The sequence below is a fragment of the Halodesulfovibrio marinisediminis DSM 17456 genome (assembly GCF_900129975.1).
Classification (GTDB): domain Bacteria; phylum Desulfobacterota; class Desulfovibrionia; order Desulfovibrionales; family Desulfovibrionaceae; genus Halodesulfovibrio; species Halodesulfovibrio marinisediminis.
This window is the reverse complement of sequence record NZ_FSRG01000004.1, coordinates 806,431-818,771: the sequence shown is the minus strand read 5'-3', so window position 1 is coordinate 818,771 and position 12,341 is coordinate 806,431. Positions and strand designations below refer to the sequence as shown.

The following is a 12,341-nucleotide window of genomic DNA, read 5'->3' as shown; positions in this document are numbered from 1 at the left end:
ATTGTGATGATGTCGGCATTATCACCAGTTGTCACACTGAGTTTGCCAACATTTGATTCAGTTGTGATCTCAGTTGAGGTGTTACCGGCGCTTGTATCGGCTGTATAAAGGTCGAGATGCTTAACACCACCTTGAACAGTAACATTGAGTTCTGATGCAGAGTTAAATTTGAGTTGTTCAAAATCTTTTGCATTGATAACTGTGTCATCAGTTTCTGCAGTTACAGCAGCATTAATTCCATCACCTGCAGCTGTAATTACTGCTGACAACGCACCTGATTTATCTACTTCAAGGGAGTCTAAACCAGCTCCACCATCAGCAGTGGCTTTAATAGTTTTGTTAGAAACAAACTTAACGATTTCGGCTCCAGCGTTTGTCCCTAAACGAATTCCACCTTCACCAAGGTCAACGTGTACTCCATCAATTCCATCAGAATCATTAACTTCGACCACATCCATGCCTTTACCAGCATCGATGTCCTTCCAATCATTATCTAACTTAATAATGTCCCTATGGTCGGTACCTATTAATGCCTCGAAACCCTCGACAGAGTCTCCTTCTGCATACCCACCATCAATCGTGAGCTGACCATTTGATTTTTCAAATTCTATACCTACACCGCCATTATCTCCTGCATACGAAACGGTATCAAAGCCTTTACCACCTATAATGGTATCTTCACCAGCTCCCCCCATTATGGTGTCATTATCTGTCCCACCATCAAGACGGTCGTCGCCTGCCCCACCAAAAATTTTGTCGTTTCCTTTGCCGCCTCGGATATTGTTTGCTTTAGAGCTACCAGTAAGTATATCGCCCCCCTTACTGCCCACAATATTCTCGATAGAATACAATGTGTCGCCCTGAGCATCCCCGCCAGAACCTGTCCCGCCTTCAGCTACATCGGTATTCTTTAAATTCACAGTTACCGGTCGTGCTGAATTGGCATATGTCACAGTATCTGAACCTTCACCCCCCTTAAGGATATCGCCGCCGGCGCCACCATCAAGGACATCATTGCCCTTACCTCCATTGAGAGTGTCTACACCAGCAGCGCCTTCAATACGGTTGGCTTCATCATCACCGATAAGAACATCGTTAAAGGCAGAACCACGCAAGTTCTCTATTCCGCTAAAGGTATCGCCCTCTGCGTCACCAGCGTTAGGGGTATTCCCTGTTAAATCAACAGTAACACCTTTACTATTTTCATAAGAGACTAAGTCACTTTTACTGGAGTCAGTGTCCTTGTCCCCACCGTAGAAATAATCAACGCCTTCACCACCCATAAAAGTGTCGTGCCCATCGCCACCGTACAGGGTGTTTTTACCACCGTTTCCAGAAATAACATCATTACCGCCATTGCCAGTAATGATGTCATCATAGTCGGTGCCATGAAGTTCATCACGTTTCGATGTACCGGTAATTTTGAACCGTATTGATCCATTTTCCGTATATTCACTCTCTACAAGAGTCTTAGCATCAACGGTAAAATTAACATCATGATAGTTTGTCGCTGCATTGCTGGAACCTGCTACATAATCTTCAAAGTCATATTGACCTTCACCTGGCAAATCGCCGCCTTCAACATAATATTTATTATTGCTGACTTGTCCTCTGTGATTACTTCCCGCCTTAACGGTCGAACTAATCCATTCGCCTGATGCTGGATCAAAATATTTTAAAACATTATCAGAACCTACGGAAATTTTTGAATCAGTATTTAAAAACTTTGCACCTTGAGGCACAACAAAAAAATCTACGTCTACAAAAGGCTTCGTAATAACAAATTTTGCAACGCCACCTTCATCATTCACACTTCGGTGTGCATCACTCCATGCTATATGAGAAGAAGTAGTTCCGTCTTCGTAGGTAACGGTATACCCGACAGCGTTATGCCAACCAGCACGATTAGAGGCACCGGAATCACTTCCGTATGTTAGCGTGTACTCAACCGGATCAAAGGAGCCTTCTACGTCGATTACAATTTCTTTTTCGGTTACACCATGCCCATCTGATGCGGTAATAATAAAACGATCTTCGCCGGTTTTCTCAGGATAGGAAAGAGTTCCATCTTCATTTTTGACTGGATTATATAAGTCCTGCGTATCAGAATCGTTGTTATCTAGTTGGTAATCCCATTTGCCATTTTCTGTGTTGTAATGAAGTGTTCCGTACTTACCTTCAACTGAAAGTGTTGTTTTACCATCAGCGGTTGTGAGCACATTGTCACGACCTAAGTCATCTGCACCTACCTCTTTAACAGACACAGAATACGTGAGATCTTTACCAACGGTGCCTAACTCACCATTACCATGATCAGCATTATCAACATCGACAAATTTAAGCGTACCCGAAGCAGTAGTTTCAGTACCAACTTCTTGTGAGTTATTTACAAAGTCAGGATCAGCATCAAAACCATGCTCAACGACTTTAGCAGTTATAACTTCACTTCCCAAATGATCCTCAACTCCTGATGCTGTATCAACCGTAGCAACTGAAACATCTGGACGATCATTCGTGCCATGTACATCAATCACTAATTCAGATTCAGTAGAAGCAGTCCCATCAGAGGCACTGTATTTGAAAGTATCATGAAGCGGAACACTCTCTTTGCTCAACCCCTGAACATCAGTGTTAAGATGATCAAGAGTATATGTCCAAGAACCATTTTCAGCTATGACAAGAGTGCCATACTCTCCTTGGTATGTTCCAGGATCAGCCACCGTGAGAGCTTCAACATCCAGATCTGAATCGTTGTCGAGAACATTACCGGAAGCAGTTGGGACATCCACACGATCAGCACTTACATCATGATATTCTTCTGCATAAACATTACCTTCATCAGCAACAACTGTTGGAGCATCGTTGGTACCTTTAATTGTTACCGTCAACGTCGCAGTTGCTTCAGTTAGACCATCAGAAACAGTATAAACAACTGAATCAGTACGACTTTCTCCATCATCTAACTCAACAATCGTCGGATTCTGATTGTTCAAAGTGTAGGTCCATGAACCATCAGGATTAAGAGTAAATGTTCCATACTGAGCATTGAAGGTATCAGCTTTAACAGTAAGCTTATCGCCGTCAGAATCAGTATCATTATCCAGAACGTTTCCAGAAATGGAAGGAGGAGCTACACCGTCTAAAACATCTGCGAGTTCCAGTGCAGTTACGCTACTGCTATCATCACCAGCAACTACTGGAGTATTTTCAGGTGCATTATCAGCAGAAGAAGAAAGAGAGGAAAAATCAGACGAGATAGAGTCATCGTAGGCATGACTGATTTCCTGGTTTTCAATACCGCCGAGAACAGAATCAAAACCAGAAATTCTTGATGAACCAGAACCTTGTGGCGCTGATGCACTCCCCCCCGCTGCGGTATCAATAAAACCATCTTCCCCAATGGCTTCCATAATAGCATCTGCAGGCAAGACAGTACCGTCATCAAGAACCACTTCAACCGGTTCACTCTCATTAGCAAAACCAACAAGCTTGAGAACTGCCTGATCTTCAAATGTTAAAACAAGATCCTCGCCGTCTGCTGCAGCTTGAACTGAGTCGAGATCAAAATCGAAAGAAATGTCTAATTCTGAACCAACAGAAACCTCCCGCACTTCGCCAGCGGTAGGCTTTTTCACCACTTGAATATTCTCATTATTCTCTACTTGTGCAACCATAATTCCCCCCCTATGGGAAATTCAAATGAGATCAAAGCTTCCCCGAACCCCAATCTCAAGGATATGTTAAAAAACAGTTATCAACATGTTATCTTTAGAAATATATTGAATGAAGTTCTTTAAGAACATTAGATTATCTATTTTTCAATAGTTTTTTTCTCAAGCATTTCAAAAAACTATACACAAAAACAGATCCTCCTTCTAATTATCATTTCTTTTCACTGTATTATATTTTTTTCACCCTAATAATATTATACAAATAACAAACGTAAAATTTTGTAAAAAAATAGTCAGACATGAAAGAAACAGCCATCATGATTTTCTTTCAATCACACAAAAAAAGCGGAGGAACTAAGTTCCTCCGCTTCACTGTAATCAATAAGAAATCGTATTACTTGCTTGATCGGCAGTCACTACACACACCGTATAGGTACATTCTGTGACTGGTCAGAACAAAACCATGCTTGGCAGCCAGTTCGTCCTGCAAACGTTCTATCTGGTCGTCTATTACTTCCAGATTCTTTCCGCAGCGCTCACAAATCAAATGATCATGATGCTTACTGCCGTAACTTTGCTCGTATCGAGCTACTCCATCGCCAAAATGAACTTCTTTAGCGATACCAGAGTCACAAAGCAGCTTCATTGTTCTGTACACGGTTGCCTGACCAACAGATGGATCAGCCTTTTTAACACGTTCGTACAATTCTTCTGTAGTTAAGTGTCCTTCATCTTTTAAAAACACTTCTACAATCAGCATGCGTTGCGGAGTAACCTTCAGGTTGTTCTTCGCAATATAGTCTGCAAAGACTTGAATTGGCTCTTTCATACGTCCTCGGCTTGTGTTTCACAAATGTTACCGGACAATATACTTACTCAACACAAATCGCAAGCAAGCGTACTCTAACCTGCAATAGGCTATAAAATCTCACTAAGATTCCAGCCATTGGCTTGAGCAGCTTCACGCACACCGTTTCCGCCCAGGACACAAACTCTGCCAGACTCCGCCGCAGCATGAAGAACCTCTGCGAAAGAATGGAAATGATCAAGAGTTGTTGAAAGAATTTCATCACGCATCTGCTGACGAATTGCCTCAGTATCACCGAGCATCTTACGAGTTACTGCGGCAGCACCTTTTGCATCCGGAAGCATATGCATATCAAGGTCACCAATTGCGCCAATGATTGCTTTTTCCAACTCTGCTTTACCGAGCTTGAGATTCTGCAAGTATGCAGCAGAGCCATCAAACGCTTTCAGAGTATTTTCAAGGTTCGGATCACGATAGGACACCTGTGCAAGAACACCAGTACTGCGGTCAAACGCAGCAAAAGCACCATATGCACCACCCTGTACTCGCACCTGATCCCAAAGCCAGCCCATACGCAAATGCTTAAAGATAACATTGGCAGAGCCATGATATTTATAACCTAATGCGTAAAGATCAGCACCCTTACCCACATAGTTAACCTGTGCAGGAATGAGAAATGCTTCATTTGTAGTAACAAATTCCGGTTGCCATAACGCAGACTCTGCCGGACGTTCAGGAAGCGCTTCAATAAAGCCTTTTACAAGACCATCAACTGCTGCAAGACCGCTTGCTTCGGCAGTAACAGAAACAATTGTCTTTGGCTTTTTGAGAATTGCAGCGCGAACTTGTTCCAAGTCAGCAAGCACAGCTTCCCAGTCAGCGGAAACTTTATCTGCCAAGGTACGCAGGAAGCCAAGGTAGCTAATGCCACCAGTCTGCTCAGAAACCCAGCCAGCCACGTCAAAGCAACTGCGAAGATGGGACATCACAATCACATGACCGGATGGAACAATGTCCTGCTCAACTCGCGCCTTTTCTTCCAGCACAATAGAACGGAAGCGTTCTTTGTTATCAAGTTTGGTATCCAGAACAATTGTCTGCAACAGATCAAAAAGATCGGACACCTTATCTACAGTAGATTTACCCTGAACAACAAGCTTTGCAAGTGGATCGCGCTCACCAAGTGTGGTTGCTGTCATCATATCAGCACTAATTCCACCCGTTTTTGCCGCAATACGCATGCCGAGCTCTACGAAATTAAGCCTATCAGTTCCAACCTCAGTCAAACATCTGCCCAAAAGCGGTACATACGGGAGTAATGAGCCATCCAGCCCTGCAATATCAAATATTGCGGAAGCATATACAACACCGTTTGTATCTAACTCATGAGTATATACTTTCACATCAGAACGAGCTGCTTCTTCCTGAGGAATAATTTTGTTCTCTTTAGGAATATCCTCAAGGGTAAGACGCGGAATGCTTGCTACAGCGTCTTCACTATCCGGAGTCTGCTGCATTTTACGAAGTAAAGCGGTGTTGTCTACAACAGCAACAATATCTTCTTCATTCATTCCTTCACGGATTTCTGCAAGCTTATTTTCTACACGTTTTTTGCGCTCTTCCTGCAAATCTTCATCTGGAACAAGCAGTACAGTTGTTCTGTGATTGTTGCCTACAAGGAACGCACTAATTAAGTCTTCAAAAAGACGATCGCCGTTCGTAAGACGTTCTTTAATAAAGTTAAGAGGGTCTTCAAATGCAACGAGCGCCAGCGGGTCTGCATCGTACAACCAAGTTGTCAATGAACGAACCATTACAGACAAGCCCACAGGGAAGCGGCCGGAGTTGTTTTCACGAAGGCCGAATTCAATACTGTTTACTGCTGCTTCGATATATTCTTTATCAATTCCGTTGGTAACAAGACCGTTAAGTGTATCAAAAATCAGAGCTTCAACAACGTCTGCATTCTCAGATTTGATACCGGAAAGACCAGTGGAGAAATACATCTGGCGCAACTCATTTTCGAGGCCAATACCGGCAATATCCTCACCCAGACCTGACTCTATAAGCGCCTTTCGCAATGGTGACGCAGGCATGCCGACAAGAATCTGCTCAAGCATCTGGAACGCAAGGTTCAACTCAGCATCGGCAGTTTCAGGCAACAGCCAGTTCACAGTAAACATCGCACGTCCCTGATGTTCACTGGTTGCGGGGCCTGCGGCATACCCTTCCAGCAATGCAATCGGACGTTCAAATTCTTCCTGAAGCGGAACATGAGAATCTACTTCCAAAGCATCAAATCGCTCCAGTGTACATGAAAGTTTTTCAAGACGCTTTGCTTCATCATCATCGCCCCAGAAGAAGAAACGGGCATTAGAAGGGTGATAATAGGTTTCGTGGAACTTTTTAAACTGCTCATAGGTAAGCTGAGGAATAACATCAGGATTGCCACCGGAATCCAGACCATACGTATTATCCGGGAACAATGACTGCTGAGAACGCTCATGCAGCACACTGTCAGGAGAGCTGTAAACACCGCGCATCTCGTTATATACAACACCACGGTATGCTAATGGATCTTCAGTTTTATCCACATGGTAATGCCAGCCTTCCTGCTGATAAATTTGTTCAGTAATCAGCGGAAAAAATGCTGCATCAAGGTACACATCAATTAAGTTATAAAAATCCTGAAGGTTAGTAGAAGCCACAGGATAGCAAGTCTTATCCGGATAAGTAAACGCATTCAAAAATGTCTGTAATGACCCTTTAAGTAATTCTACAAAAGGTTCTTTTACAGGAAACTTCTCTGACCCGCACAATACTGAATGCTCAAGAATATGCGCAACACCGGTTGAATCTGAAGGTGGAGTCCTGAAGGATACGCCAAACACCTTGTTCTCATCGGCATTATTCATGGACAGCACCTGCGCACCAGTTTTGCTGTGTTTCCACAGACGGGCAGTGGTTGCCAACTCCTCAACGCGCTGTTCATCAACAAGTTCAAAGCCGAACTGTTCTGTCATTGTCTTCCTCCGGAATATCCTTTTTTCTCTCTCGTCTCTGCCTGCCTGCAGAGAACAATGCTCTTAATGATACAATAAGATATAGGCAGGCTTGCCTGCCGTCTATATATTTTGTCTTTGAATCTCTATTTGTATCGAACCACAAACCAATAAGCCGATGCAGTGTTGCACCGGCTTATTGTATTACTTTTTTATAACAGCATAATACCGCACAAAGCTCACCCTTCGCACTGTATCTGCTAGAAATAATTAGCACGCAACTTCATTTGTCAATGGATCTGTTTCCACGGCCTTGACTACACGATTACGTCCATCCCGCTTTGCCCGATACAAAGCATTATCAGCACTTTCGTATAACTCGTTAAAAACCTGCGGAAGAAACTCTTCTGTTGAAGAAACACCAAGGGAAATCTTAACGCCTATTTTTTCCCCACCCGGCAAATCAATGGGGGTTTTCTCTACTCGTTCCCGAATTCGTTCAGCAAGAACCATTGCCCCATCAGTTGTTGAATTAGGTAGCAACAACGCAAACTCTTCACCACCTACACGAGCGACAACATCAGCCTTCCGTGCTGTGTTTTGCATAATCTTAGCAACCTGCTGCAAGACAATATCACCTACAGAATGTCCATACCGATCATTCACATATTTAAAATGATCAATATCTGCCATAACCAGCGCTATATCCTGACCAGCACGCTCGAACATAGCAAATTCCTGATCCGCGCGTGTAAGCAGATATCTACTGTTATACAGAGAAGTTAGCGGATCAAGCAGACTCATTCTGGCAAAATATTCTTCACTCTTGCTGATCCACAGCGCGAAACAGACCATAACAAGAATACTGCCAACTGTTATATAAGAATACAACGTAACTTCGTACAACGGATCAGTGGCTGTCAGTTGCAAAACATGAGTGATACCTAACCAGCCCAGCGGAGCACAAACTCCAAGAAAAAAAGCCTGCACAGCCCGCTGGAAACGGCTTTGCTCACTAATGCAAAATAAATTCTGGATAATGCGCAGCATCTGTCACTCCTCAGAAGCAGCTAACCGGCCTGCGCTCCCCCATTAGGTGGCAGGTACGCTCTCGCAAGAGAATGCAAGTTGTCGTAATCAATACGCGAAGCAATTCCTATGCATAGTTCTGTAGACATGGCACATTTAAACTGCATGTCTTTAAGCAGCGCTTCTTTATGTTTCTTCAACCATTTTCGGACAAAAGGAACATCAAAACCATCAATCACCATTGAGAGGGCATCTCTAAAATATGCAGAAGAGATAAGTGGCAATAAGCTTTGGCAAGCATCCTTCCCCTGATGCCTCGCGTAAAAAACATAAAAAAGCAAAGCCACTATCAGCTTATCATCTGGAATCCGATGGCCGACATCAAAGAACTTCTCCCGTCCTTTGTACTTATCCGGCATCAAACGCAACAACTCCTGCGCAAAGCGGATAGCTTTATCTCCCGCAACAGGCGGCTGAGGAAAATCTGCATACAATTTCGCAATACTTCTATGCGGATTCTCAGCAGTAGCAACATCCAATATCGCAACCCGCATGCAGTCGAACTTACGCTCCATACAACTGAGCATTGTTTGTGATTTAACCTGCGCCATTCTGCGAATTGTTTCTTCTGAAAAATCACCGAATCCTATTTGCAACAGGTAGCGAATATACTCTTCAGAAGTGTACTGCGCTTCTTCATGGATCGGTTTAAAATTTCGCTTATTCCCTACCAGCTTCTTTAAAGACAGCCAGTACGCTGCAACACCTTCCACAGGCATTTCCAGCAAATCAAAATCACGTTTTATCTCCGCCATACACTACACCTTTCACTGTAACAATAGAGACGTCCAGCCCACCATAATTACAGTGATACCGTAGCAGTATAGTAAACGCAACAGATGAAATCAGCGGAGAAAGTATTTCTCATGCATACACTAGGAAATGCATAAGCACACATGCATAGAAAGAAATTTTAGTATGACAATGGTGCTACACCTAGATTAGCCATTGGCTGCCTGAAGATTTTCAACCATTGTGGAGAAAAAATCATCTGCATGCGATGTACAATCAAGCCCACATAACCCGCGGACAACAGAGGCCAACAGATGTAAGTCCAGTGCGACATCAAACAGCCCGTTATCAATGCGACACTGATCTTTTTCAACTCGCATCTTATAGACTCTTTGATCTTTATTGACTCCGTCAGAGACAACAACGGAATAGATTTGATCTTTGGTATCAGTGAGATAGAGACGCTGTTTTGTGATGGTTCCAGCCTCTTGATCATGGTACGAATTTTCAGAGCACAGCACCCCTGTAAACTCCATATCTGCACCTATGTCATTTGGCAGCATGAACACCCTCATACCATTGGATTCCGAAAACATAGTCATCCCTAACCTCCTTAGGTGGGTAACGTTAGCTGTTCCGGCCCTCTCGGTTTTTTAGGTTTTGTTTCTACCGGTTCCGGCTCCGGTTCCGGCTCAACAACCTGCTGTTCGACTTTTTCGAACAGCACACCGCCCCCCTGAGCTTGCCAAAAAGCTTCAAGATCAACACGAGAGACTCTGTAGCCGCGTCCAAGTTTTGCTGCTTGAAGACTACCGTCTTTGATCGCTCTACGAATGGTTTCTTTATGACAACTGAGTAATTCTGCTGCCTCACCAAGTGTATATGTATGCTTTATGCCAATACTCAATGTTAATACCAAAATGTGATTACAAGACGACGCAAAACAGTTCTGCCTTTCAGAACACCTTGCAGTCGATTTTTAGTGAATTGGTGTCAATATTATCACTTTCAATCAACTGGTGTCAACTTTACGCACATTTGGAACACTCTACATTATCTGCTTCAGTTTTGAAATACTGTCATAACATAATATCATTCTTATTTGCATAATGACTATTTTCAGTCAAAGAAAGGTCATTCCGGCTACTCCAGTATAAAGAAACAACACTCAGAACCGCCCCCAACACTTTGACACTCAATCTTACGCAACACTTTTGAAACCATTTCATCGCTTGCGGTACGCAAATCCTGTCTAACACGAACTCCCGTATCTACAAGCCACAACGAATCTTTTTCTGCCCCTACTAGCAACTCAGTATCTGAACACCGTTCAAAAAAAGCGTGTTGAGATGCATACCCTAAAACAGCTGCAAAGGCTTGATTGCACCAATCAATAGTATTGTTTCTACAAACTGAAAACATGGCAACGGGCAGCTGACTGAGTAATGCCTCATAACACGCTGCCTGCTCTTTGCTTTGTTTAATTTCAGCAGCCCGACGCATTACAATGCTCAAATTTACCCGCAGCTCTTCAAGACTGACCGGCTTCTTAATCAAAGCAAACGCGTCACTGTCGACGAGTTCTTGTAGTTGTTCTACTGCTGTACCGCATGTAATGAAAATGACCGGCAATGCGTACGAAGAATACATCTCTTTTGCGGCATGTACCCCAGACGTACCATCCTCAAGGTATATATCCATCAAAACTAAATCTGGATTTTTATTCCGTGCCAACTCTATTGCTTCATCTTCTGAACGGGCAACTCCAACGATACTGTGCCCTTCACTCTCCAACATTGTTTTATGTAAAGTTGCGCTCACGGCATCATCTTCTACAATAAGCACCTGTAGATTACACATAACAATAGAACTCCGTCAGTAATGCTACTTGCCCAAACACAGCATTACCTAACCTTTTTGCTTGTTACAGTCTCAAGCTTTTTTTTGAAAAGAACGTTCTGCCCAGCTGCACTGGTAAGCAGATTTTTTTATTTTATTCAATATGTTATTATCTAAAAAACCCATTTCAGAACATAAAAAAGCCCCGAAAATTATCGGGGCTGAATATCCAATTAACTGCTGCAACACTGATACAACTAGCTCAGCAATCACTTCTTGGGACTACTGTTCACACGGTGTAGCATGGTTAGGAGGACCGAAGCCTTCACCGGGAGTATAGCTATTGCGCAGACAGCGGGACAAATACACCTGTGCTTTTTTCACGGAAGTTTTTAAATCAAACCCGTGTGCAAGGAATGTTGCAATGGCTGCTGACAACGTACATCCGGTACCATGCGTGTTTTTCGTATCCACACGAGCATGATGCAACCCTAGCGGCTCTTCACCTGAGAGCCCAAGCCAGTCTATAAGATCTGGATTTGCTTCATCAAAATGCCCACCCTTGAGCAATACAGCCTGCGGGCCTAATGCAAGAATACGCTTAATGGCCGTTGCAGCATCTTCTTTTGATTCAATCTTCATTCCAGCAAGCAATTCTGCTTCCGGTTTATTCGGCGTCACAACAGTAGCCAATGGAAGTATCCGTTCTACCAAAGCGTCTACTGCATCCTGCTGCAACAGTGCATGACCACTTGTGCTCACAGAAACGGGATCAATGACCAGCGGAAAACTTTGCTCCTTAAGCACATCCGCCACACCGGTAATAATCGGCGCAGAGAATAGCATTCCTGTCTTTGCTGCTGCAATCGGAAAACCGTCCAAAACAGTAGTAAGCTGCTGAACCACAAAATCCGCATCCGGTGCATGAATCCCTGTCACGCCAAGTCCATTTTGCGCAGTAAGAGCTGTAATAACACTGGTGCCGAACCCGCCAAGCACGGCCATAGTTTTCAAATCTGCCTGAATGCCAGCACCACCGCCTGAATCGGAACCGGCAATGGTAAGCACGCATGGATGTTTTTGCATTTTATGATCTCCTAACAACTATTCTTTTTGCCTACGACAGTCGGAAAAATAACGCATAGCAATATCGCAATCAGTTCTCGTTTTTTTCAAGAACGTCACTAAGACAAAATGGGG

At 43.5% G+C, this 12,341-nt stretch carries 9 protein-coding genes; all 9 read right to left on the bottom strand.

Annotation, left to right across the window (positions count from 1 at the left end; genetic code table 11):
* Positions 1 to 3,674: VCBS domain-containing protein (locus BUR09_RS08140; RefSeq protein ID WP_175566006.1), on the bottom strand; the 3,674-nt coding region annotated here is incomplete at its 3' end.
* A gap of 391 nt (positions 3,675 to 4,065) precedes the next feature.
* Positions 4,066 to 4,500, bottom strand: a complete 435-nt coding sequence (locus tag BUR09_RS08135; protein ID WP_074216431.1) for a Fur family transcriptional regulator — start codon at positions 4,498 to 4,500, stop codon at positions 4,066 to 4,068.
* Between the two features lie 89 nt (positions 4,501 to 4,589).
* Complete coding sequence (locus BUR09_RS08130; RefSeq protein ID WP_074216430.1) at positions 4,590 to 7,502, bottom strand: insulinase family protein; 2,913 nt, start codon at positions 7,500 to 7,502, stop codon at positions 4,590 to 4,592.
* A 249-nt stretch (positions 7,503 to 7,751) separates the two neighbouring features.
* The gene (locus BUR09_RS08125) at positions 7,752 to 8,531 is read right to left on the bottom strand and encodes a GGDEF domain-containing protein (RefSeq protein ID WP_074216429.1); all 780 of its coding nucleotides are present in this window, start codon (positions 8,529 to 8,531) and stop codon (positions 7,752 to 7,754) included.
* A gap of 20 nt (positions 8,532 to 8,551) precedes the next feature.
* A complete protein-coding gene (locus BUR09_RS08120) occupies positions 8,552 to 9,325 on the bottom strand; it encodes a hypothetical protein (RefSeq protein ID WP_074216428.1) in 774 nt (257 codons plus the stop codon).
* 186 nt (positions 9,326 to 9,511) lie between these two features.
* Positions 9,512 to 9,904, bottom strand: coding sequence for a hypothetical protein (locus BUR09_RS08115; protein WP_074216427.1), 393 nt, complete (start codon positions 9,902 to 9,904; stop codon positions 9,512 to 9,514).
* Between the two features lie 11 nt (positions 9,905 to 9,915).
* Positions 9,916 to 10,209 carry a helix-turn-helix domain-containing protein gene (locus BUR09_RS08110; RefSeq protein ID WP_084539392.1) on the bottom strand — a complete coding sequence of 98 codons (294 nt, stop codon included), beginning with the start codon at positions 10,207 to 10,209 and terminating at the stop codon, positions 9,916 to 9,918.
* Between the two features lie 236 nt (positions 10,210 to 10,445).
* The gene (locus BUR09_RS08105) at positions 10,446 to 11,147 is read right to left on the bottom strand and encodes a response regulator (RefSeq protein ID WP_175566005.1); all 702 of its coding nucleotides are present in this window, start codon (positions 11,145 to 11,147) and stop codon (positions 10,446 to 10,448) included.
* A gap of 276 nt (positions 11,148 to 11,423) precedes the next feature.
* A complete protein-coding gene (thiD, locus tag BUR09_RS08100; protein ID WP_074216425.1) occupies positions 11,424 to 12,227 on the bottom strand; it encodes a bifunctional hydroxymethylpyrimidine kinase/phosphomethylpyrimidine kinase in 804 nt (267 codons plus the stop codon).
* Positions 12,228 to 12,341 lie beyond the last annotated feature (114 nt).

What these genes read in the sequence shown, in the direction of transcription:
- BUR09_RS08125 (WP_074216429.1), bottom strand. Translation starts at nt 8,531, where the DNA reads ATGCTGCGCATTATCCAGAATTTATTTTGCATTAGTGAGCAAAGCCGT.
- BUR09_RS08115 (WP_074216427.1), bottom strand. Translation starts at nt 9,904, where the DNA reads ATGACTATGTTTTCGGAATCCAATGGTATGAGGGTGTTCATGCTGCCA.
- BUR09_RS08120 (WP_074216428.1), bottom strand. Translation starts at nt 9,325, where the DNA reads ATGGCGGAGATAAAACGTGATTTTGATTTGCTGGAAATGCCTGTGGAA.
- thiD (WP_074216425.1), bottom strand. Translation starts at nt 12,227, where the DNA reads ATGCAAAAACATCCATGCGTGCTTACCATTGCCGGTTCCGATTCAGGC.
- BUR09_RS08130 (WP_074216430.1), bottom strand. Translation starts at nt 7,502, where the DNA reads ATGACAGAACAGTTCGGCTTTGAACTTGTTGATGAACAGCGCGTTGAG.
- BUR09_RS08135 (WP_074216431.1), bottom strand. Translation starts at nt 4,500, where the DNA reads ATGAAAGAGCCAATTCAAGTCTTTGCAGACTATATTGCGAAGAACAAC.